We start from the raw sequence: 26,830 nt of genomic DNA on the forward strand, positions 1-26,830 counted from the left end.
ATGCGCGCAGCAATTTCCGGTGGATCTCAGACGCCCCCGACCGGCCCCGGCTTCGAGAACGGTTTCCCGCTGTCGTCCGCTCAGCGTGGCATGTGGTTCGCTCAGCAGCTTGCCCCTGACGTCCCGGTCTGTATCGCACAATATGTCGACCTTCGCGGCAACCTCGACATCGGCGTTCTGCAAGAGGCCTCGGCTCAGGCCGGACACGAGTTCCAGTCCGCATATCTCCGACTGGCCGAGGTGGACGGCGAACCCGTACAGCTGGTCGATCACTCCATCGACCAGTCGGTGCACTACCTCGATCTGCGTGATGCCGAGGACCCGATGGCGTCGGCGCTGAGGTGGATCGACGAGAACTACGTCAAGCCCGTCGACATGGAACACGACCCCCTCGTCGACAGTTGGATCATTCAGGTCGAGGACGATCGCAACCTCTGGTATAGCAAGATTCACCACGTCGCACTCGACGGCTACGGTGCCATGACTCTCGTCAACCGAACCGCCGCGCTGTACACGGCGGCCGTCGAACACGTCGAGCCTGCTCCCAACAAGGCGGCCGAGCTTCGCCGACTCTACGAGCTCGATCAGGAATACCGGACGTCGTCGCGCTTCGAGTCCGACAAGGCGTACTGGACTGCTCGCGCCGCGGACATCCAGGACGGAGCTTCTCTGTCCAACACGGCCGGTCGCACGATCGCTGCCAGCAAGTTGCGCAGCGTCGCTCTCCCCGAGGACGTCGTCGCCGAGCTCGAGGCGTCCGACGCGACCAAGGGTGGAACCGCGGCTGCGGTGTTCATCGCCGCTTTCGGCTGCTACCTCTCGCGAATGACCGGGCGAGAAGACGTCTCGGTCAACATCCCGGTGTCCGCGCGCACCACCGCGTTGCTTCGCCGATCCGGTGGAATGCTCGTCAACGTCGCCCCCATTTCGATCCACGTGCCCCAGGACGCGACCGTCGGCGAGCTGGTTCAGCAGGTGCAGCTCGAACTGATGGGAGCGCTGCGGCACCAGCGCTTCAGCATCGAGGACATTCGGCGCGAGCTGGCGGCCTCGGGTAGTGACAAGCAGCTGTCCGGCCCGATGGTCAACATGATGCTGTTCCATCAGCAGATCGAACTCGGGTCGATCGTCGGCGAGTTCAACATCGTGACCTCGGGTCCGGTCGAGGACCTCCTGGTCAACGTCTATCAAAGCGGATCTCCGGCCCGGACGTTCGTCGATTTCAGGGCCAACCCCAACCGGTACGACGACGACGACCTCACCGCGCACCACTCGAGCTTCGTCGACATGGTGGAAGCCTTCATCGCGGCCGGGCCCGAGACCGCTGTTCTGGACGTCCATCCGGTCAGCGCACGCGAGGGCCAGCGCCGGCGGCGCGCGGCAGCCCAGCTCGCCTACTGGACCGAACGGCTCGCCGACGCCCCCGATCTCCTCGATCTTCCGACCGACCGCTCGCGCGCCTCGCACATCGGACACGTTCGCGCATCCCACGAGGTGACGATCGGATCCGAAACGTGGTCCGGCGTGACTCGATTGGCGGCAGAACGGTCCACGACGCCGTTCGTGGTTCTCGAATCCGCTCTCGCCGTGCTGCTTTCGCGACTGGCGAACACCGACGACCTGGTGATAGCCGCACCCGCGGGTCACGGAAACACCGTCGCGCTACGAAGCCGACCCGAGGTTCGGCAGTCGTTCACCGAACTCGTCGATGCGTCCGCAGCCGACTTCGATGCGGCGATGGCACACGGTGACACGTCGTTCGACGACGTCGTTCAGGCCTTGAATCTGCCTCGAACGGAATCGCACAGCCCCCTCGCTCAGGTTGCGCTCCGGTTCGGTCCGTCCGCACTGCCGCGTGACGGAGTCGGCATGGATCTGGTCGTCACCGTCGACGAGTCCGATTCTGTCACCGTCGTTTTCGATTACGCCACAGAACTGTTCGATGCCGCGAGCACGGCTCAACTCGCCCGTCGCCTCGTCCGCGTTCTCGACACATCGACCAACGAGCCCGATCTGCCGATAGGCGATGTGGATCTGCTGTCCACCGCCGAGCGAGCGCGCCTGGCTCCGGTTCGTGGTCCGCGGTCTGTGGTGGGTGTGGTGTTGCCGGAGTTGTTGGCTGGTGCGGTGGGTGTTGCTGGTGTCGGTGGTGTTGCGGTGGTGTCGGGGTCGCGGTCTGTTTCGTATGGTGAGTTGGATGCGGCGTCGTCGCGGTTGGCGCGGATGTTGATGTCGTGTGGGGTGGGTCCGGGGTCGTTCGTGGCGTTGGCGTTGTCGCGGTCGGTGGAGTCTGTGGTGGCGGTGTGGGCGGTGGCGAAGGCCGGTGGTGCGTTCTTGCCGGTGGATCCGAATTATCCGGTGGATCGGATCGAGCACATGTTGGTCGATTCGGGTGCTGTGGTGGGTGTGACGTTGGGTGCGGATGTGGGTGCGCTCTCGGGTGTGGGTGGGGTGTCGTGGGTGGTGCTCGATGATCCGGATGTGGTGGCGGATCTGGCGTTTCGGTCGTCTGCTCCGGTGTTGGATGTGGAGCGTTCGGGTGTGTTGCGGCTCGATGATGCGGCGTATCTGATTTACACGTCGGGGTCGACGGGTGTGCCCAAGGGTGTGGTGGTCACGCATCGTGGTGTGGGGAACTTGGCTGCCGAGGAGCGGGTTCGGTTCGGTGTGGGTCCGTCGTCGCGGGTGTTGGCGTTCGCGTCGCCGAGTTTCGATGCGTCGATTCTCGAGTTCGTGTTGGCGTTCTCGGGTGGAGCGACGATGGTGATCGCTCCGCCGTTGGTGTTCGGTGGGGTGGAGTTGGCGTCGTTGCTGGCCGAGGAGCGGGTGTCGCATGCGTTCGTCACGCCTGCGGCGTTGGCGTCGGTGGATCCGGTGGGGTTGGAGTCGGTCGAGGTGGTGGTGACCGGTGGTGATGTGTGTGCGCCGGAGTTGGTGGCGCGGTGGGCGCCGGGTCGGCGGATGTTCAATGCGTACGGTCCGACGGAGGCGACGATTTTTTCGTCGATCTCGTCGGCGTTGGTGGTGGGGGAGTCGGTCGATATCGGTTCGCCGACGATCGGTTTCGCTGAGGTGGTGTTGGATTCGCGGTTGAATCCGGTGCCCGTGGGTGTGGTGGGTGAGTTGTATCTGGCGGGTCCGGCGTTGGCTCGTGGGTATCACGCGCGGTTGGGTTTGACGGCGGAGCGGTTCGTGGCCGATCCGTTCGGTGGTGCGGGTTCGCGGATGTATCGCACCGGTGATGTGGTGCGGTGGAATGCCTCGGGTGCGTTGGAGTATGTGGGGCGTAGCGATTTTCAGGTGAAGGTGCGTGGTTTCCGGATCGAGTTGGGTGAGATCGATTCGGTGTTGGCTGCGGTGTCGGGTGTCGATTTCGTGGTCACCATCGGACGTGAGTCTGCTGCCGGGGCAACGGTGTTGGTCTCGTATGTGTTGCCGGTGGCCGGTACGGTCCTCGAGGTCGATGCGTTGCGTGAGCATGCCGGTTCGGTGCTGCCTGCGCACATGGTGCCCTCTGCGTTCGTGATGTTGGAGTCCATTCCTCTGACTCCGGCAGGCAAACTCGACCGCACCGCACTCCCCGAACCCGAACTCGGTTCACAGGGTGCATTCGAGGCCGCGGAAACGGAATACGAGGCCGCGGTGGCGTCCGTGTTCTGCGACGTTCTCGAGGTCGATCGAGTCGGTGTCACCGACAGCTTCTTCGATCTCGGCGGAAACTCCCTCGTGGCCACGCGTTTGATCGCACGGGTCAATTCGGCTCTCGGAACCGATCTGAAGGTACTGGATCTGTTCGAGGCATCGACGGTTCGGACTCTGGCGGAACGTGCCGAAGCCATGGGCGCGTCGCTGCATCGCCGCCCGGCACTCGTCCCCGTCGACCGCCCCGATTCGATCCCGCTGTCTCTCGCGCAGCAGCGGATGTGGTTCATCAACCAGTTCGACGTGTCCTCGCCCGCGTACAACATCCCGCTCACCGTGCGCCTGACCGGCCGTCTGGACGTGAGTGCGATGGCTGCTGCCGTCGGCGACGTCCTGTCCCGGCACGAGTCGCTCCGCACGGTGTTCCCGACTGTGGGCGATCTGCCGATTCAGGTCATCGCACCCGTCGAGGACGTCACCGGATCGAAGCTCCCCCTCGACGTGGTCGACGTCGACGCCGGTTCGGTCGATGAGCTCGTACGTGCAGCTGCGACAACAGGATTCGACGTCACGGTCGATCTTCCGTTCCGCGCGGTGCTGTACCGGACCGGCCCGGAGAGCTTCGTGCTCTCCATCGTCGTCCACCACATTGCGGCCGACGGTGCCTCGATGGCACCGCTGGCCCGAGACGTGATGGTCGCCTACGGCGCCCGCTCCGCCGGCTCGATTCCGGCGTGGGAGCCACTCACCGTTCAGTACGCGGACTTCGCACTGTGGCAGCACGCCGTTCTCGGCGACGAGAGCGACTCCACCTCGGTGGCGTCGCGGCAGATCGAGTTCTGGCAGACGGCTCTGGCAGACCTGCCGGACGTGCTGCCGATGCCACTCGATCGCCCGCGGCCCACCCGGCAGTCGATGCGTGGCAGCGTCACCCCGTTCACGATTCCCGCCGATGTCGCCGCTCGGTTGAATTCGGTTGCTGCCGAACACGACTCGACGCTGTTCATGGTCGTCCATTCTGCGCTTGCATTGCTGCTCGCGCGCCTGAGCGGCACCCAGGACATCGCTGTCGGTACTCCGATCGCGGGTCGCGGCGACGCGGCCCTCGACGACCTCGTGGGCATGTTCGTCGGGACCCTGGTGCTGCGAACGCAGGTCGAGCCTCGAGCCACCTTCGCCGAACTGCTCGCCGACACTCGTCGCTCCGACCTCGCCGCCTTCGACAACACCGACATCCCGTTCGAGCGACTGGTCGATGTACTCGATCCGGCCAGGTCCACCGACCACTCGCCGCTGTTCCAGGTTCTCCTCGAATTCCAGAACAATGCAGCTGTCACGTTGGAACTACCCGATCTCACCGTCGGTTTCGAGGAGATCAGCACCGACACAGCCAAATTCGATCTGCAGCTGCGCGTGGATCAGGAGCCCGTGGATCCGTCCGGGGCACTGTCGGCCTCGTTCACCTACGCCACAGATCTGTTCGATCCCGAAACCATCGACAGGTTCGTCGATCGCTTCCTGCGGATCGTGTCGACCGTCGGGGCGTCGACGGACGTACGCACCGGCGACATAGACATCCTGTCCGCCGCAGAGCGGGAACTCGTCCTGTTCGAGTGGAACGACACTGCACGGCTGATCGAACCTCCGGTCCACCAGCACATCCCGGCCGGCGACGTCGACATGACGCTCAGCAGTCTGTTCGACCGACAGGTGCAGCGCAGCCCGTACTCGACCGCGTTGGTGTTCGAGGACGAGCACGTCACCTATCTCGAACTGGACGAACGTGCGAATCAGCTCGCGCGACATCTCATCTCGCTCGGCGTGACGACCGAATCGCACGTCGGCCTCGCGATCCGACGGTCGATCGACCTGCTCGTCGGCATGTACGCGATCGTCAAGGCCGGTGGTGCCTATGTGCCGATCGACCCGGACCATCCGGTCGAGCGTTCGTCCTACGTCCTCTCCAGCGCCCAGCCTGTGTGCATCCTCACCACGAGCCGCGACTGGATCAACATCCCGGTCGCAACTCCGGTCCTCGCCGTCGATCTGCTCGACGTGTCCGATCGCGACCACACCTCTGTCACCGATTCGGATCGACTGGGAAGACTGCACGGCTCCAACACCGCGTATGTCATCTACACCTCCGGTTCGACCGGTCGACCCAAGGGTGTTGCAGTCACGCACTCGGCCATCGTGAATCGGTTGCTGTGGATGCAGCACGAGTATCACCTCGAGCCTGCGGACACCGTTCTGCAGAAGACGCCGGCCACGTTCGACGTCTCGGTGTGGGAATTCTTCTGGCCCCTGCAGGTCGGTGCCAAGCTCGTCGTGGCCGAACCCGACGGACACCGCGATCCGGTCTACCTGTCCCGCATCATCGCGGACGAGCACATCACCACCGCGCACTTCGTGCCGTCCATGCTCGCGGTGTTCGCGGCAGGTGGACGAGCTGCGGAATGTGTCTCGCTCCGACTCGTCTTCTGCAGTGGCGAGGCACTTCCGCCTGCCACCGCGGCACAGTTCGCGCAGTTCTCCAACGCAGAACTGCACAACCTTTACGGTCCGACCGAAGCGGCCGTCGACGTCAGCTATTACCACGTGACCGGCCGCGACGCCGTCTCGATCCCCATCGGCGCACCGGTGTGGAACACACGCTTGTACGTGCTCGACGCCTCGTTGCGACCGGCTCCCATCGGTGCTCCTGGCGAGCTGTATCTGGCCGGCGTGCAACTCGCTCGTGGGTACGTCGGTCGCGGCGATCTCACAGCGGATCGCTTCGTCGCGGATCCGTTCGGCGAGCCCGGCGAGAGGCTCTATCGCACAGGCGATCTGGTGCGCTGGCGCGCCGACGGCGAACTCGAGTACATCGGCCGAACGGACTTCCAGGTCAAGCTGCGCGGCCTGCGCATCGAACTGCCCGAGATCGAATCGGTTCTCCTTCGATCCGAGTCGGTCGCACAGGCGGTCGCGTTGGTGCACAAGGACCCGAACACCGGTGAGACCCTTGTGGCCTACGTGGTCGGTGCACCCGGCTCCGCAGTCGACCCCGCACAGTTGACGGCCGAGGCCGCGCGCCGCCTGCCGGGGTACATGGTGCCCTCACACGTGGTGGTACTGGACTCGCTGCCGGTCAACGCCAGCGGCAAACTCGATCGCAAGGCATTGCCTGCGCCGGAATTCACCGTCGCCGCGTCGGAGTTCTTCGGCCCCGAGAACCCGGTCGAAGAGATCGTCGCCGGTGTCTTCGGTGATCTACTCGGTATCGCTCAGGTCAGTGTCACGTCGAGTTTCTTCGAGATCGGTGGCAACTCGCTGATCGCGATGCGTTTGGTCGCGCGCGTCAACGCGGCCCTCGGAACGGACATCGGCATCAGGGATCTGTTCGACGCCCCCACGGTGCGAGCGTTGTCTGCAGGCATCGACATCGGCGAGCACGACGCTGCGGCTGCCCCTCGACTGGTCCCGCAGGAGCGACCGGATGTGGTGCCGCTGTCGCTCGCGCAGCAGCGAATGTGGTTCATCAATCAGTACGACACCGAGTCGGCTGCCTACAACGTCGCATTCGCCATGCGCCTGAGCGGTGTGCTCGATGTCGATGCGATGCACTCGGCCATCGGTGACGTGTTGAGCCGGCACGAGTCGCTGCGCACGATGTTCCCGCTGACCGACGACGTTCCCGCGCAGTCCATCCTCGACGTGGCATCGGCACTGCCGGATCTGACTCCGATTCACGCGAACGACGAGCGTCATGTCCTCGAATTGATCGCCGACGTCGCCGGCTCGGGTTTCGACGTCGTGGCGGATGTTCCGCTGCGGGTCCGACTGGTTCGGGTGCGCGAGAACGAACACGTGCTCGTGATGGTGGTGCACCACATCTCCTCCGACGGGTTCTCCAGCGCTCCGCTGGCCCGTGACTTGATGGTGTCCTACAGCGCCCGCGCCGCAGGACACGCACCGAGCCAGGAACCGTTGCCGGTGCAGTACGCCGATTACGCGCTGTGGCAGCGCCGGTTCCTCGGTGCGGAGTCCGATCCCGAGTCGATGATGGCCAAGCAGCTCGCCTACTGGGTCGACACACTGTCCGGCAGCCCCGAGGTCCTGGCGTTGCCGACCGATCGCCCGCGTCCCGCGGTCGCATCCCTGCGTGGCGACAGCGTCTCCTTCGAGATCGACGCCGCAATCCATGCTCGTCTTGCTGCTGTTGCCGCCGAGCACAATTCCAGCGCGTTCATGATCGTGCACGCCGCTCTGGCCGTCCTTCTGGCCCGACTCTCGGGCACCGAGGACATCTCGGTCGGCACGCCGATCTCGGGCCGAGGAGACGCCGCACTCGACGAGCTCGTCGGCATGTTCGTCAACACCCTCGTTCTGCGCACCCAGGTGCCCGGCTCGACACGGTTCGAGGACCTGCTCGCAGAGGTTCGCTCGGTCGACCTCGCCGCGTTCACTCATTCGGATGTCCCGTTCGAGCGAGTGGTCGATGCGGTCGATCCCGCGAGGTCGACTGCCCATGCGCCGTTGTTCCAGGTGATGCTCGAGTTCCAGCAGACCGACCGACCGACGGTGACGTTGCCCGGACTCTCGATCGAGAGCATCGAGCTACCCAACGACATTTCCAACTTCGACCTGCAGTTGACGGTCTCGGAAGAATTCGACAGTTCCGGCGCACCGGTCGGCATGGAAGCCGGATTCCGCTACGCCACAGAACTGTTCGATGCAGACACCGTCCGGGTTCTCGCCGATCGCCTCGTACGGATCCTCGACGCCGTGACGGCAACGCCGTCCATCCGAGTCGGTGACATCGAGATTCTGTCTGCCAACGAGTACGACTCGTTGGCTCCGGTTCGTGGTCCGCGGTCTGTGGTGGGTGTGGTGTTGCCGGAGTTGTTGGCTGGTGCGGTGGGTGTTGCTGGTGTCGGTGGTGTTGCGGTGGTGTCGGGGTCGCGGTCTGTTTCGTATGGTGAGTTGGATGCGGCGTCGTCGCGGTTGGCGCGGATGTTGATGTCGTGTGGGGTGGGTCCGGGGTCGTTCGTGGCGTTGGCGTTGTCGCGGTCGGTGGAGTCTGTGGTGGCGGTGTGGGCGGTGGCGAAGGCCGGTGGTGCGTTCTTGCCGGTGGATCCGAATTATCCGGTGGATCGGATCGAGCACATGTTGGTCGATTCGGGTGCTGTGGTGGGTGTGACGTTGGGTGCGGATGTGGGTGCGCTCTCGGGTGTGGGTGGGGTGTCGTGGGTGGTGCTCGATGATCCGGATGTGGTGGCGGATCTGGCGTTTCGGTCGTCTGCTCCGGTGTTGGATGTGGAGCGTTCGGGTGTGTTGCGGCTCGATGATGCGGCGTATCTGATTTACACGTCGGGGTCGACGGGTGTGCCCAAGGGTGTGGTGGTCACTCATCGTGGTGTGGGGAACTTGGCTGCCGAGGAGCGGGTTCGGTTCGGTGTGGGTCCCTCGTCGCGGGTGTTGGCGTTCGCGTCGCCGAGTTTCGATGCGTCGATTCTCGAGTTCGTGTTGGCGTTCTCGGGTGGGGCGACGATGGTGATCGCTCCGCCGTTGGTGTTCGGTGGGGTGGAGTTGGCGTCGTTGCTGGCCGAGGAGCGGGTGTCGCATGCGTTCGTCACGCCTGCGGCGTTGGCGTCGGTGGATCCGGTGGGGTTGGAGTCGGTCGAGGTGGTGGTGACCGGTGGTGACGTGTGTGCGCCGGAGTTGGTGGCGCGGTGGGCGCCGGGTCGGCGGATGTTCAATGCGTACGGTCCGACGGAGGCGACGATTTTTTCGTCGATCTCGTCGGCGTTGGTGGTGGGGGAGTCGGTCGATATCGGTTCGCCGACGATCGGTTTCGCTGAGGTGGTGTTGGATTCGCGGTTGAATCCGGTGCCCGTGGGTGTGGTGGGTGAGTTGTATCTGGCGGGTCCGGCGTTGGCTCGTGGGTATCACGCGCGGTTGGGTTTGACGGCGGAGCGGTTCGTGGCCGATCCGTTCGGTGGTGCGGGTTCGCGGATGTATCGCACCGGTGATGTGGTGCGGTGGAATGCCTCGGGTGCGTTGGAGTATGTGGGGCGTAGCGATTTTCAGGTGAAGGTGCGTGGTTTCCGGATCGAGTTGGGTGAGATCGATTCGGTGTTGGCTGCGGTGTCGGGTGTCGATTTCGTGGTCACCATCGGACGTGAGTCTGCTGCCGGGGCAACGGTGTTGGTCTCGTATGTGTTGCCGGTGGCCGGTACGGTCCTCGAGGTCGATGCGTTGCGTGAGCATGCCGGTTCGATGCTGCCTGCGCACATGGTGCCCTCTGCGTTCGTGATGTTGGAGTCCATTCCTCTGACTCCGGCAGGCAAACTCGACCGCACCGCACTCCCCGAACCCGACTGGTCCGCTCAGGTCACGGCCGGTCGCGACGCGGACAATGCGGTCGAGAAGACGTTGGCCGGACTGTTCGCCGAGGTGCTTCGACTGGACCGTGTCGGCGTCGACGATTCGTTCTTCGCTCTCGGCGGCGACAGCATCATGTCGATTCAGTTGGTCTCGCGCGCCAAGGCGGCCGGGCTGTCTCTGTCGCCACGAGATGTCTTCGAGCACAAGACGGTTGCAGCGCTCGCAGAGGTGGTCGCGTCCTCGGACGGCACCGCACCTGTCGTACTGGAGGAGTTGCCCGGCGGCGGCGTGGGCGATGTACCTCTGACTCCGATCGTGGCGTGGATGCTCGATCGGACGGACGTTCTCGACAAGCACACGCAGACGGCGGTTCTCACACTTCCGGTGGACATCGAACTCGATGTGCTCGAAGCCACCGTCCAGACGGTCCTCGATCACCACGACATGCTTCGCGGTGTTCTGCACCGGGGTGAGCACCCCGCGATGGAGGTCCTTCCCGTCGGATCGGTCTCGGCGAATTCGGTCGTGCACCGCGTGACCTCGACAACCGTTCGGGGACCAGAGTTCTCCAAGCAGGCAACGGCCGAGGCAGAAGCAGCAGTCGGCCGGCTGGCACCCGATTCCGGTGTCATGATCCAGATGGTGTGGTTCGACGCCGGCTCCGAGGGGAGCCGTCTGCTCGTCGTCGCCCACCACCTGGTCGTCGACGGCGTGTCCTGGAGAATCCTGGTTCCCGACCTCGCGTCGGCGTGGGCCCAGATCATCGGTGGAAGCACTCCCGAGCTGGCTCCGGTCGGCACCTCCATGCGTCGTTGGTCCCACGGGTTGCGTGAGGTCACCGCCACCCGCGGCGACGAGCTGGCGATCTGGCGCGACGTTCTGGCACAACCGGATCCGCTCATCGGATCGCGCGCACTCGATCGCGAGATCGACGTGTACCGAACAGTGGACAAGGTCGAGTTGACGCTGTCCACCGACGTCACCGAGGGGCTACTGACGGCGCTGCCCGACGCGTTCCACGGCAGCGTCAACGACGGCCTGCTCGCGGCTCTCGCCCTCGCCACGGCGGTGTGGCGACGTGGCCGGGGAGTGGTCGTCGACGACGCTCTCATCTCGCTCGAGGGTCACGGCCGCGAGGACCACGTGGTGCCCGGTGCAGATCTCGGCCGGACCGTCGGTTGGTTCACCACGATCTACCCGCTCAGGCTGACCCTCGCCGATCTGGACCTGGACGACGCACTCGCAGGCGGCGTCGACGCAGCGCGTCTGATCAAGTCGGTCAAGGAGCAGCTGCTGGCAGTTCCCGACCACGGAATCGGGTACGGCATGCTCCGCTACCTGGACGAGGACGGTGCCGCTGCACTGCGCGACTTCCCGGCTCCCCAGATCAGTTTCAACTATCTCGGGCGCTACAGCACCGACGTTCCCGACGAGCTTCGCGGACACGGCTGGCTGCCGGTCGACGACTCCGGTGTCGGCGATTCGCAGGACGAGGATCTGCCGGTCGCAGCCGTTCTCGACATCAATGCCGTCACCACCGCGACGCCGACCGGCCCGCGGCTGGAGGCGACGTTCGCTTTCCCCACCGGCGTACTCGACTCTGACGAGGTCACCGAGCTGGCGGAGCTCTGGCGTCAAGCCCTCACCGCGCTGACACAGCTGGCCCAGCGACCGGGGGCCGGTGGCTTCACGCCCTCCGACCTCGATCTGGTGCAGCTCGATCAGAGTTCCATCGACGACCTCGAACGGGTCTATCCCACGCTGGACGACATCTGGTCCATGACGCCGCTGCAGGCCGGATTGCTCTTCCACGCCGAGCTGTCGGACCAGTCCGTCGACGCCTACATCGTCCAACTGGTGCTGGAGCTGCGCGGAAGCGTCGACGAGGCGCGGTTCCGGCGTGCTGCTCGGGGGCTGCTGCGTCGACACGCGAACCTGCGGACCGCTTTCGTGCACAACAGCGACGGCGAGTCGATCCAGATCGTCCACCACGACGTGGATGCTCCCTGGTCGTCGATCGACCTGACCGGACTGGATCCGGAGGCTCGAGCCGTCGAGCTCGATCGCATCGAACACGAGGACCGTGCCACCCGATTCAACATGGCACAGGCGCCTCTGTTGCGATTCATGCTCATCACCGTGGCACCGGGCGAGTGGCGTCTGGTGATGACCAACCACCACATCCTGCTCGACGGCTGGTCCACGCCGCTGTTGCTCAAGGACCTGCTGACGCTCTATGTGGTCGACGGCGACGAGACCGTTCTCCCACGGGTTCCGGCCTACCGCGACTACCTGTCGTGGCTGGCCAAGCGTGATCGCTCGTCGGCTCTCGAAGCGTGGACGAACGCTCTCGCCGGTTTGTCCGAGCCGACCCTGTTGACGCCGGTCGAGAGCCGACGCCAGGAATCGACGTTGGCGGGCCGCTCGTTGGTCTCGCTCGATGTGGAGCAGACGAACCGGTTGCGCAGCGTCGCTCGCGCCCGTGGCGTGACGATCAACTCCATGGTGCAGGCATCGTGGGCGCTGGTTCTCGGCACTCTGACCGGTCGCTCCGACGTCGTGTTCGGTGCCACCGTGTCCGGACGCCCGCCGGAGGTCTCCGACATCGAGTCGATGGTCGGACTGTTCATCAACACTCTTCCGGTGCGGATCGTGCTCGATCCGTCGGAGACACTCGGTGAGTACCTCGAACGGGTGCAGTCCGAACAGGCCGCGCTACTCGATCACCACTACCTCGGCCTCACCGACATTCAGCGAGCAGTGGGACCGGCCGTCTCCTTCGACACCCTGACGGTGTTCGAGTCGTACCCGATGGACCGCGCGGGATTGTCGGCCGAGACCGACCTCGCCGGAATGCAGGTGCACGACGTACACGACGGAAGCGACACCGCGCAATATCCTCTGACCTTGGTCGCCATGGTCGACGACCGACTGCACATCGAGGCGAAGTACCTGCCGGAGTTGTTCGAGCACAGCATCGTTGCGGCGACGGTCGACAGAATCGTTCGGGTTCTCGCGGCCATCGCAGCCGACACCGGTCGACGCGTCGGCTCGTTGTCGTTGCTGTCCGAGGACGAGCTGCACCGGCTGGCACCGGTTCGTGGACCGGAGTCGTCGGATACTCGACTGCTTCCCGATATCTTCGCCGACGCCGCTGCGATCGATCCGCACGGCACCGCTCTGTGGAGCGACGGCCGCACCATGGACTATGCCGAACTCGACGCGCAATCGTCTGCTCTCGCAAGAACATTGATCGCTCGCGGAGCCGGCCCGGAAACTGTCGTCGCGCTGGCTCTGCCACGGTCCGTCGAATCCGTACTCGGAATCTGGGCAGTCGCCAAGACCGGGGCGGCATTCCTGCCGATCGATCCGAGCTACCCGCGCGATCGCGTCGAACACATGCTCGTCGACTCGAACGCGTCGATCGGTCTGACCCTGTCCGAGCACGAGGCCGCGGTCTCCGGTCTCGGCTCTGCTGGGTGGACCGTGCTCGACAACGACGACACGCGCACCGAACTCGCCGGTCACTCGACCGGCCCGGTTCGCGACGGCGACCGAGTTCGCCCGATGCACATCGATCAGCTTGCGTACCTGATCTACACCTCGGGCTCGACGGGCGTTCCCAAGGGCGTCACCGTCACCCACCGCGGACTGGCGAATCTGGCCGAGGAGGAGCGGACTCGTTTCGAGGTGACCCCGGGTGCTCGGGTTCTCGCGTTCGCGTCCCCGAGCTTCGATGCCTCCATCCTGGAACTGCTGATGGTGTTCTCCGGTGCTGCGACCATGGTCATCGCGCCGACCTCTGTCTACGGCGGCACCGAGTTGGCCGAACTGCTTGCGGCACAGCACGTCACGCATGCGTTCGTCACGCCCGCCGCGCTGGCATCGGTGGATCCGGACGGCCTGACCGAGTTGGCCGTGGTGGCCACCGGTGGCGACGTATGTCCGCCCGAGCTCGTGGCTCGCTGGGCACCGGGCCGTCGGATGTTCAACGCCTACGGTCCCACCGAGGCGACGATCTTCTCGTCCATCAGTGATCGACTCGACGTCGACTCCGCAATCGACATCGGTTCTCCGACAATCGGTTTCAGCGAGGTTGTCCTCGACGCACGACTGCATCCCGTTCCGGTCGGAGTTGCAGGTGAGCTCTATCTCGCCGGGCCTGCACTGGCTCGCGGCTACCATTGCCGATTCGGTCTGACCGCAGACCGTTTCGTCGCGAATCCCTTCGGCGAGAGCGGCGCCAGGATGTACCGCACCGGCGACGTGGTGCGGTGGACCGAGTCGGGAACGCTCGAGTACGTCGGACGCAGCGACTTCCAGGTCAAGGTGCGCGGCTTCCGCATCGAACTGGGCGAGATCGACGCTGTCCTGACCGACCATCCGATGGTCGAGTTCGCCACCACCGTGGGTGTCGACGGTCCGACGGGCAACACGATTCTGGTCGCCTACGTCCTCCCGAGGTCCGGCGAGCAGGTCGATGCAGCAGCTCTGCGCACTCATGTCTCGAGTTCGCTACCGACCCACATGATCCCGACGGCCTTCGTCGCACTGGAGTCGATTCCGCTGACACCGGCAGGCAAGCTGGACCGCAATGCCCTGCCTGCACCCGATCTCCATCTCGGGGGCGACTCGCGTGCACCGCGCAACGACACCGAGCAGGTCATCGCCGATATCTTCGGCGAGGTACTGGGGATCGACGGCGTCGGAATCGATTCGAGTTTCTTCGATCTGGGTGGCGACTCGCTCAGTGCCACCAGACTCACTGCACGCGTCAACTCCGCGCTCGGGACCACGATCAGCGTCCGCGCATTGTTCGAGGCTCCCACCGTCGAGTCACTTGCGGTGCGAGTGCTCAGCAACCCGGTCGGCACCCTTCGCCGTCCCGCACTCGTGGCGAAGCCGCGACCGGATTCGATTCCGTTGTCGCTTGCGCAGCAACGAATGTGGTTCATCAACCAGTTCGACGTGACCTCGGCGGCGTACAACATCCCGCTTGCGGTGAGACTGACGGGTCGACTCGACATCGCCGCGATGAGCGCGGCCGTCGGGGACGTCCTGGAACGTCACGAGTCGCTGCGCACGGTGTTCCCCACCCGCGGGGATCGTCCTGAGCAGAAGATCCTCGACGTGCAGGCGGCGAGAACCGAACTCGCCGTCGTCGATCTGGACGCCACCGAGGTCGTTCCGGCCATCTCGGCCGCTGCCGCAACAGGATTCGACGTCTCGACCGATCTACCGTTCCGTGCGGTCCTGTACCGGATCGCACCGGACGAGTTCGTGCTCTCGATCGTCGTGCATCACATTGCTGCCGACGGCGCGTCCATGGCACCCCTGGCGCGAGATGTCATGGTCGCCTATGGCTCTCGTGCGGCGGCCGGCGCTCCGATGTGGACACCGCTCGACGTTCAGTACGCGGACTTCGCACTCTGGCAACGCGCCGTCCTCGGCGACGAGTCCGATCCCGCGTCCCTCGCCGCGCAGCAGTTGGACTTCTGGAAGACCGCCCTGGCGGATCTTCCCGATGTTCTGCCGCTACCGCTCGATCACCCGCGGCCCGCTCGGCAGTCCATGCGCGGCAACAGCGTTCGGTTCGAGATCGACCGCACCACTCATGCCGGACTGGTCGACCTCGCGCGTACCAACGAGGCGACCGTCTTCATGGCCGTCCACGCAGCGTGGTCGATCCTGATGGCGCGCATCAGCGGCACCGAGGACATCGCTGTCGGAACGCCGATCGCCGGACGAGGTGACGCTGCACTCGACGATCTGGTCGGCATGTTCGTCGGCACCCTTGTTCTGCGCACGGAGGTGGCACCGCAGCTCTCGTTCACCGATCTGCTTCGGGCCACGCGTACAGCCGATCTCGCTGCGTTCGAGAACACCGATGTACCGTTCGAGCGGTTGGTCGACGTTCTCGACCCCGCTCGTTCGACCGACCGTTCACCGTTGTTCCAGGTGCTTCTCGAGTTCCAGAACAACACGTCCGCGACGCTCGAACTGCCGGACCTCACGGTCGAAGCCCTCGACATCGATGCACACATTGCGAAGTTCGACCTGCAACTGACCGTCGCCGAGGAGTTCGACGAGGCCGGTGCACCGGCCGGGATGACCGCCGCGATCACCTACGCGACCGACTTGTTCGAGGAATCGTCCGTCGAGGAGTTCTCGGCACGATTCGGTGCCGTGCTCGCCTCCGTGACGAGCGATCCCGGGGGCGCAGTCGGCGATATCGATCTGCTCCTGCCGGGTGAGCTCGACGCCATGTCGCATGACTGGAACCACGCGGGCAGCGTGGCATCCGACGCGACGCTGGCCGATCGATTCGCAGCTGCCGCAGCGCGATTCCCCGATTCGCGCGCAGTCGTCTTCGGAGATCACACGCTGACCTACGCCGAGCTCGACGACCGCTCCAGCCGACTCGCACGGCTTCTCGTACAGCGCGGTGTGACCTCGGAATCACTGGTGGCAGTCGCGATGCCGCGCAACGAGGAGCTGATCGTCGCGCTGCTCGCGGTGATCAAGTCCGGTGGCGGCTACCTTCCGATCGACGTGTCCTACCCCGCGGACCGGTTGGCGTTCATGCTGGAAGACGCCTCGCCCGTCTGTGTGATCTCCACCGTCGCCGACAGTGCGTCGGTGCCCGCCTCGGATCTCGATGTCCTCGAGATCGATTCGCCCGAGCTGATCGCCAAGCTGGCCGGCATGTCGGGTGCCCCGCTGACCGATGCGGACCGCTCGGGTGGCACCAGCGCCGATTCCATCGCCTACGTCATCTACACCTCGGGTAGCACCGGTCGCCCCAAGGGCGTGCAGATCGCGCACCGCAACGTGGCGACGCTGTTCGCGAACACCGCTGATCTCTTCGATTTCGACAATCGTGACGTCTGGACGATGTTCCACTCGTACGCGTTCGATTTCTCGGTGTGGGAGCTGTGGGGACCGCTGCTGCACGGTGGAACACTCGTGGTCGTCGACTACTACACGGCACGCTCCCCGGAGCTGTTCCGCGAGTTGCTGGTCCGCGAGCAGGTCACGGTGCTCAACCAGACACCGACGGCGTTCTACCAGTTCGCGGAAGCCGATCGTGTGGCCACCGGAAACCTCGCCGGCACCACGGACTCCGATCTCTCGCTGCGCTACGTGATCTTCGGCGGCGAGGCACTCGATCTCGGGCAGTTGGCTCGCTGGTACGCCCGGCACGACGAGTCCGCCCCGACTCTGGTCAACATGTACGGCATCACCGAGACGACAGTCCACGTAAGCCACCTGGCCTTGACCGAGCAGTTCGCGGCATCGGCCTCGGCCAGCGTCATCGGTCAGGCCATCCCCGCACTGCGCGTCGCCGTTCTCGACGCGCGTCTCAATCCGGTACCACCCGGCGTCACCGGTGAAATGTACGTCTCCGGGGCACAGCTCTCTCGCGGATACCTGGGCCGGGCCGGCCTGTCGGCCACCCGTTTCGTGGCAGATCCGGCCGGAGAAGCCGGTGCCCGGATGTACCGCACCGGTGACACCGCACGGTGGAATCGTGACGGCGCGCTCGAGTACCTGGGCCGCAGCGACATGCAGGTGCAGCTGCACGGCTTCCGCATCGAACTCGGCGAGATCGAAAGCGCGCTGTTGGCATTCGACGGCGTCGCGGCGTCCGTGGTCTCGGTTCGAGACGACGGATTCGGTGATCGACTGATCGGATACGTCGTCGCCGAGGCGGGCCGAACACTCGACCACTCCGCCGTTCTCGAATTCGTCGGACACTCACTGACGTCGTACATGGTTCCGGCCGCTTTGATCGTGCTGGACGAGCTGCCGCTCACCGCCAACGGAAAGCTCGACCGCCGGGCTTTGCCGGCTCCGGACTTCTCCGCCAATGTCACCGAGAGCCGTTTGCCGGCAACCGAAGTCGAGTCCATCCTCGCCGGATTGTTCGCCGACGTCCTCGGCCTCGACACCGTCGGCGTCGACGACTCGTTCTTCGCGCTCGGCGGCGACAGCATCATGTCCATCCAGCTTGTCTCACGCGCCAAGGCGGCCGGTCTGGTCCTGGCTCCGCGCGACATCTTCGAGCGCAAGACCGTCGCGGCATTGGCCGAGGTCGTGGTCCTCGGAGGCGACGTCGTCGTACTGGAAGAACTCGACGGTGGGGGAGTCGGCCCGCTGCCCCTCACTCCGGTCGTGCGTTGGATGTTGGAGCGCAGCACCGACTTCGGGCGCTACACCCAGACGGCACTGCTTCAGCTCCCGGTCGGTATCGAGAGCGTCACGCTCGAGCGCACCGTGCAGGCCGTGCTCGATCGTCACGACATGCTGCGATCGCGACTGTTCCAGGACACGGACGGAATCTGGCACGAGGAAGTAGCTCCGATCGGCACTGTGTCCGCCGCGTCGGTGATCCACGCGGTCTCGGTCGATTCCGTGGACGGTCCCGAATTCTCCTCCCGCGCCGCAACGGAACTCGACGCTGCAGCAGATCGACTGGTCCCCGCCGACGGGGTCATGGTGCAGATGGTGTGGTTCCAGGCCCCGAACGGGTCCGGCCGACTTCTCGTCGTCGCACATCACCTCGTGATCGACGGCGTGTCGTGGCGCATCCTCGTCCCGGATCTGGCGACGGCCTGGAGCCAGATCGTCGCGGGCGACACACCTGCGCTGGCACCGATCGGCACATCGATGCGACGGTGGTCCACCGGTTTGACCGAGGTCACCGCGAGCCGCGCCGACGAAATCGGCCTGTGGCAGCGGATTCTGAGCGGTGACGATCCGACGATCGGTTCGCGACCACTGGACAAGCGCGTCGATGTCGACGCGACCGTCCAGCGCATCCGCACATCGCTCCCGGTCCAGGTGACCGAGCGACTGCTGACAGCGGTGCCGAATGCCTTCCGCGGCAGCGTCAACGACGGTCTCCTGGCCGGGCTGGCATTGGCACTGACGGCGTGGCGTCGCGAACGGGGAGCCTCGGTTCGCAGTGCGTTGATCACACTCGAAGGCCATGGCCGTGAAGACGCCGTGGTGCCCGGAGCCGATCTCGGCAGGACCGTCGGCTGGTTCACCACGATCTTCCCGGTTCGACTCGATCTCGGCTCGCTGGACATCGCCGACGCGTTGTCCGGTGGCGACTCCGCCGGAGCCTTGATCAAGGCCGTGAAGGAACAGCTGCTCGAGATCCCCGATCACGGAATCGGCTACGGCATGCTGCGGTACCTGGACTCCGACGGGACCGAGGCACTGTCCGGTTACGCCGCTCCGCAGGTCAGCTTCAACTACCTCGGGCGCTTCTCGACCGGATCGTCCGAGGGCATGGAAGACGTGGGCTGGATTCCTGTGGCCGACGCCGAACTGGGCGACGCACAGAACCCGGACATGCCGGTACCGGCCGCGCTGGACATCAACGCCGTCACCACCTCGACACCCGACGGGCCCCAGCTCGACGCCACCTTCGCGTTCCCGGCCGGCATCCTGGATGCGGACGAGGTCGATCGGTTGATCGAACTGTGGACGCAGGCACTGACCGCGATAACCGAGCACGCCTCGACCGAGGGTGCGGGCGGCTTCACCCCGTCCGACCTCGAGCTGGTGGACATCGATCAGCGCTCCATCGAGGTGCTCGAGAAGCAGTTCCCCGATCTCGACGATGTGTGGTCGATGTCGCCGCTGCAGGCCGGACTGCTCTTCCACGCCCGTCTCGCAGGCGAGGTCGGCAGCGACAGTGCTGGAGTCGACGCCTACATGGTGCAGCTCGGTCTGGAGCTGCGCGGCGTCGTCGATGCCGAGCGGATGCATTCCGCCGTGAACAAGCTCGTCTCTCGTCATCCGAACTTGCGAGCAGCGTTCGTGCACAACAGCACCGGCGAATCTCTGCAGATCGTGCAGAGTTCGGTCACGGTGCCGTGGTCCGAGGTCGATCTCCGCGGTGAAGCCGATGTCGAGGCAGCACTGGAAGCCGTACTTGAGGCCGATCGCGGCGTGCGATTCGAGATGGACTCGGCACCGCTGCTTCGGTTCACGCTGATCACCCTCGCCGACGATCACTGGCGACTGCTGCTGACCAATCACCACATCCTGCTCGACGGCTGGTCGACGCCGCTGGTGGTCAAGGAACTGATCACCCTCTACGTCACCGAGTCCGACGATTCGATGCTGCCGCGAGTTCCCGCGTATCGGGACTACCTCGCGTGGATGCGGCAACGCGACGTCGCCATCTCCACCGCGCAGTGGGTCAGTGCGATGGCCGGCGTCGAGGAGCCGACACTGCTCGTCACCGGTGACCGGGGTCGTCAGTTGTCCACTGTCTCGAGCGAGACCGAGCGGTCGTTGTCGATCGAGACCACAGCGGCGTTGCGCGATTTCGCGGCGCGCCGCGGGTCCACTCTGAACACACTCGTTCAGACTGCGTGGGGCATCGTGCTCGCCACTCTGACCGGTCGCGAGGACGTCGTCTTCGGTGCCACGGTGTCGGGTCGTCCGCCCGAGGTTCCGGGCATCGAAGGCATGATCGGGCTCTTCATCAACACACTTCCCGTTCGGGTCACGCTCGATCGGGCCGAGACACTCGGCGCTCTGGTCGATCGTGTGCAGGCCGAACAGGCAGCGCTGCTCGATCACCATTACCTCGGTCTGACCGACATCCAGCGCGCGGCCGGAGCCGGCGTCGCATTCGACACGCTGACGGTGTTCGAGTCCTACCCGGTCGATCGCGCCGGAGCCTCTGCTGCAACGGATTTCGCAGGTATGCAGGTGACGGACATCCTCGGCACCGACGCGGCGCACTATCCGCTGACACTGGTGTCTTCGGTCGACGAGCGCCTGAACCTCAAGGCCAAGTACCTGCCCGAACTCTTCGAGCTCCAAGACGTGCACGCCATCGTCGATCGGGTCGAGCGGGTGCTCGACGCAGTGCTGGCCGACGAGCAGCAGCCACTGGCTCGGCTGCGATTGCTGGCCGACACCGAATTCGCTTCTCTGGCTCCGGTATTCGGCCTCGAAGGCCGATCGACTCGGCTGCTACCGGAGATCTTCTCAGACGCAGCTGCCGTCGACCCGGACGCCATCGCGGTGCGCAGCGTCGACGGCGAGTTGACGTACCGAGAGCTGGATCGACAGTCGAACCGGCTCGCTCGCATTCTGATCGGCCGCGGTGTCCGCACCGAGACGTTCGTCGCTCTCGGGATCGCACGATCCATCGAGTCGGTGTTGACCGTCTGGGCCGTCGCGAAGTCCGGTGCCGCCTTCGTACCGGTCGATCCGAACTACCCGGCCGATCGCATCGAGCACATGCTGGCCGACTCCGGAGCAACCTTCGGTGTCACCACCCGCACTCACCTCGACGACCTGCCGTCGACCGTGCCGTGGATCGTCCTGGACGACCTCGCCACCGACGGTCCGAACGCGGTGAGCGACGAGCCCGTCGCCGACGACGAACGCCGTGGTCGCGTCACCCTGTCGAGTGCGGCGTACACGATCTACACGTCGGGTTCGACGGGTGTACCGAAGGGGGTCGTGGTCACCCACTCCGGCCTCGACAACTTCGCGACCGAGCAGCGCGAGCGCTATCGAGTCACGAAGGACTCACGCACGCTTCATGTTTCGTCACCCAGCTTCGACGCGTCCGTACTCGAGTACCTGCTCGCGTTCGGCGTCGGTGCCACGATGGTGATCGTTCCACCCACGGTGTACGGCGGAGCCGAGCTGGCGTCGTTGCTGGCCGAGGAATCGGTCACTCACGGCTTCATCACCCCGTCCGCCCTCGCCTCGGTCGATCCGGCCGGTCTCGACACGTTCGCCGATGTCGTGGTCGGCGGCGAGGCCGTTCCGTCCGAGTTGGTCACCAAGTGGGCTCCCGGTCGCAACCTGTTCAACGGGTACGGACCGACCGAGGCCACGATCATGTCCAACATCAGTGCACCGATGGTCGCCGGCGAGCCGGTGTCGATCGGTGGGCCGGTGCGGGGTGTGTACGAGGTGGTTCTCGACTCGCGACTGCAGCCGGTTCCCGTCGGGGTCGCGGGTGAGCTCTATCTCGCAGGCGTCGGCCTGGCCCGCGGCTACCACGATCGGATGGGGCTGACGGCCGAACGATTCGTTGCCGACCCGTTCGGTGCTCCCGGTGCCCGCATGTACCGCACCGGAGATGTGGTGCGCTGGTCGCCGGATCTGACCATCGAATATGTCGGTCGCAGCGACTCGCAGGTCAAGGTCCGCGGCTTCCGCATCGAACTCGGCGAGATCGACGCCGCGCTCTCGGCACATCCCGCGGTGAATTTCGCAGCCACCTTCGGAACTCCCGGGCCGTCCGGTGCCACTGTTCTCGTGGCGTACGTGCGCCTGACGGGGGACAACCCGGCACACGCGGTCGACACCTTCGACACAGCGGTTCTGCGTGACCATCTTGCCGCCGCGCTGCCGTCGCACATGGTGCCCAGCGCCATCGTCGTGCTCGAGTCGATTCCGCTCACTCCGGTGGGCAAGCTCGATCGCGCCGCACTGCCCGTACCGGAGTTCGGCTCGGCCACCTCGTACCGAGAGCCGAGTACGCCGGCCGAGCTGACGGTCGCGGCGGTCTTCGCCGAGATCCTCGAGGTGGATCGAGTCGGTGCAGACGACGGATTCTTCGAGCTCGGTGGTGACTCGCTCAGCGCAACGCGGGTGATCGCTCGCGTCAACGCCGAGTTCGGTACCTCCATCGGTGTACGCACGATCTTCGAGACCCCGACGGTGTCGGGACTGGCGAGCGCAGTCGGCACTGCCGACACTCGGGCGCAGCGCCCGGCTCTCGTAGCGGCGGCACGTCCAGAGAACATTCCGCTCTCGCTCGCTCAGCAGCGGATGTGGTTCATCAACCAGTTCGACACCTCGTCGGCCGCGTACAACGTGCCGTTGGTCGTCAAGCTGACCGGGCGGCTCGACACCGCTGCGCTGGCCGCCGCGGTGGTCGATGTTCTGGGACGCCACGAATCTCTGCGCACGACCTTCCCCGACGGCCCGGAGTTCCCGGTGCAGCTCGTGCACCCGGCTGCCGAGGTCGCGCCTGCGGTCGAATCCGAACGGATCGATGCCGCAGTTCTGACCGATCGCGTCGCCCTGTTGGCCGGTCGAGGATTCGACGTGACCACCGAGATCCCGGTGCACGTCGAGCTGTTCGAGGTGCTCGATGCCGGCGTCGACGCGTCCGAGGATCCTGTCTTCGTACTCGCCATGGTGGTGCACCACATCGCCGCCGACGGCGCGTCGATGGCACCGCTCGCTCGCGACGTCGTGCTCGCGTACTCGGCGCGCAGTGCAGGTCAGGCACCGAACTGGCAGCCGCTGCCCGTCCAGTACGCCGACTACACGATCTGGCAGCGTTCGCTGCTCGGAGACGAGCAGGACCCGTCGAGCGTGGCCGCGGCCCAGCTCGAGCACTGGTCCACCGCGCTCGCGGGTCTTCCCGACCTGCTGCCGTTGCCGACGGACCGACCGAGGCCGACCACGCAGGACTTCCACGGTGGCCGAGTTCGCTTCACGGTCGATGCCGACATCCATCGGACGCTCGTCGACATCACTCGGGAACAGAACGTCAGCATGTTCATGGTGCTGCACGCGGCGTTCGCGGTCGTTCTGGCTCGTTTGAGCGGCACCGACGACATCGCGATCACCACTCCGGTGGCCGGGCGCGGGGACGCGGCGCTCGACGACCTCGTGGGTATGTTCGTCAACACGCTCGTGCTGCGCAGCCGAGTCGACGAGTCCGCGACGTTCGACGATCTGCTGAACCAGGTCAAGGCACACGATCTCGACGCGTTCGATCACACCGAGATGCCCTTCGAGAGAATCGTCGAGGTTCTCAATCCCACCCGTTCGACGGCATACGCTCCGCTGTCACAGGTCGCGCTGTCGTTCCAGAACAACGAGAAGGCCTCGCTCGAGCTTCCGGACCTCCGCGTCGAAGGCTTCGACTTCGACGTTCCGGTAGCCAAGCAGGATCTTCAGCTGCTGCTGTCCGAGACCTTCGACGAGGCGGGACGTCCGTCCGGCTTCGAGGCCGCATTCGACTACGCCACAGCGCTGTTCGACGCGGCCAGCGTCGAGGCCATCGCGGCGCGACTGATTCGAGTTCTCGACGCCGTCGGACGCGACCGGCACGCGGTGGTCGGAGACATCGAAATTCTGGGCGCCGACGAGCAGCGCGCGTTGGCGCCGGCGCGAGGAAACCCGGACGCAGCAGTCCGGACGTGGCCGGAGTTGCTCGCGGCGGCGGTCGCGCTCGACCCGTACGCAGTGGCCGTCACCTACCGAGGCATCAGCCTTTCCTACGCCGATCTGGACAGCTGGTCCAACCGAATCGCTCGAATGCTGATCGACTACGGCGTCGGGCCCGAGACGTTCGTCGCGTTGGCGCTGCCTCGATCGATCGAGTCGGTGCTGTCGGTGTGGGCCGTGGCCAAGACCGGTGCTGCATTCCTGCCCGTCGATCCGAACTACCCGGCGGACCGAATCGCGCACATGCTCGAAGATTCCCATGCCGCAATGGGTCTGACCGACATCGACAGCAGGGGATCGCTGCCCGACACCGTCCCGTGGCTGGTTCTGGACGATCCGGAAATTTCCGCGGAGTTGTCTCGCTACCCGGCGGACGCGGTGACCGACGTCGAGCGTACGGCGACCCTGCACATCGACCACCCCGCCTACCTGATCTACACATCGGGTTCGACCGGTCGCCCGAAGGGCGTTGCAGTGCGGCACCGTGGCTTGGCCAACCTCCAGGCCGAGGTGCTCGAGCGATTCCGCCCCACTCGGGATTCGCGTGTTTCGCACATCGCGTCACCGAGTTTCGACGCATCGATCTACGAGCTGACGATGGCGTTCGGCGTCGGTGCCACCGTCGTGATCGTGCCGCCGGGAGTCTTCGGCGGCGGCGACTTGGCCGACCTGCTCGAATCCGAACACGTCACGCACGCGTTCCTGACGCCCGCGGCGCTGTCGTCGATCGACGAGACACGTCTGGGCAACGTTCGGGTCCTCGCCGTCGGAGGTGAGGCCTGTACTCCGGAGTTGGTGGCGAAATGGGCACCGGGCCGCCAGATGTTCAACGGCTACGGTCCGACCGAGACCACCATCCAGGCGAGTGTCGGTGGTCCGCTGGTGCCCGGTGGCACGGTGGACGTCGGCAGGCCTGGAACCGGATTCCGGTTCCAGGTGCTCGACGCACGACTGCGGCCGGTTCCGGCCGGAGTGTCGGGCGAGCTCTACATCGCCGGTCCCGGTACCGCCCGTGGATACCTCGGGCGTTTCGGGCTGACATCCGAGCGCTTCGTCGCCGATCCGTTCGGTACTCCTGGCGACCGGATGTATCGAACCGGTGACGTCGTGCGCTGGGGAAGTGCCGGAGCCGTCGAGTTCGTCGGACGCAGTGACTTCCAGGTCAAGGTGCGCGGTTTCCGCATCGAACTCGGCGAGATCGACTCCGCACTCACCGAGAACGAGCAGGTCGGATTCGCCGCCACGATCGGGCACACGGCGGCGTCGGGTGACACCGTTCTCGTGTCCTACGTTCTCGCGGCCGACGGCGAATCGGTCGACACCGAAGCACTTCGAGACCGAGTCGCCAAAGTGCTTCCGCGTCATATGGTTCCGTCGGCGATCATCGAGCTGGACGACATTCCGCTGACGCCTGTGGGCAAGCTCGATCGGCGGGCCCTGCCGGTTCCGGAGCTGACGACGTCGACCACTCCGTACCGGGCACCGGCCACCGACGTGGAAGCTGCGATCGCCGATGCGTTCGCGCAGGTTCTCGGAGTCGATCGGGTCGGCATGGACGACAACTTCTTCGAGCTGGGCGGGACGTCGCTGGTGGCCACGAAGATCGTGCCTGCCATCGAGAACGCCATCGGAGTGCGGGTGCCGCTGCAAGCGCTGTTCGTCGATCCGACACCGTCGGGGTTGGCAGCGCGGGTCGCCGCGGATGCCGACGCCGGGGGCGCGGATCTCGATTCGGTGTTCGGGGTCGTGATTCCGCTGCGCGGCAGCGGGTCCAAGGCACCGTTGTTCTGCGTTCACCCGGGAATCGGGTTGTCGTGGGGCTACGCCGGTCTCGTCTCGCATCTGAGCGACGACCGTCCCGTGTACGGCCTACAGCTGCCGAGCATCGTCGAAGGGTCGACGTTCGGGTCCATTCGCGATCTCGCGCACCGCTACGCCGACGAGATTCGCGCTGTTCAGCCGGTGGGTCCGTACCACCTGCTCGGGTGGTCGCTCGGCGGCTCGCTCGCTCATGCGATAGCGGTGGAACTGCGCAGCACCGGCAGCGATGTTCGCACCCTCGCACTGTTGGACAGCTACGTCGACGGGCACGACGGCGAAGCGGTCGAGGGAGCGTTGAGCGTCGAGAACCTGCTTGCGGGATTGGGGCTCGATCTGACTGCTCAGCCCTCGACCGAGCCGTTGACCTACGAACGGGGCGTCGAACTACTCGACGAGTCGTTGGGACAGACGACCGGCGTTTCCGCCGATCATCTGCGACGTATCAATGCGGGATTCGAGAACTCGACTCGAATAATGGCCGAGTTCATCCCGGACGTGTTCGACGGAGATGTTTTGTTCTTCTCCGCAACGAAGGGTGCGAGCGATGGAATTGTTCGATCTCCGCAGGAATGGCGGCCGTATGTGACAGGAGATATCGTCATCCACGATGTCGACGTTTTCCACAACGAGATGACCAATGCAGATGCGGCCACTGTGATCGGGCCGGTCGTCGATTCTCATCTCGGGAATACACCTGAATAACAATTGATGTGTTCTTCACATCGCAGGGCACATCTACGAATACCATCGGCACTCGAGA

1 protein-coding gene is annotated in these 26,830 nt (G+C 65.3%); it reads left to right on the plus strand.

Annotated features, from left to right (window positions below; all coding sequences use genetic code 11):
- On the plus strand, nucleotides 1-26,772 hold the full coding sequence (locus CH283_RS08695) for a non-ribosomal peptide synthetase (protein WP_094641780.1): 26,772 nt from the start codon (nucleotides 1-3) through the stop codon (nucleotides 26,770-26,772).
- Nucleotides 26,773-26,830: the final 58 nt, after the last annotated feature.

It is taken from the genome of Rhodococcus sp. 05-2254-2, assembly GCF_002259095.1.
In the GTDB taxonomy this organism is placed as follows: Bacteria; Actinomycetota; Actinomycetes; order Mycobacteriales; family Mycobacteriaceae; genus Rhodococcoides.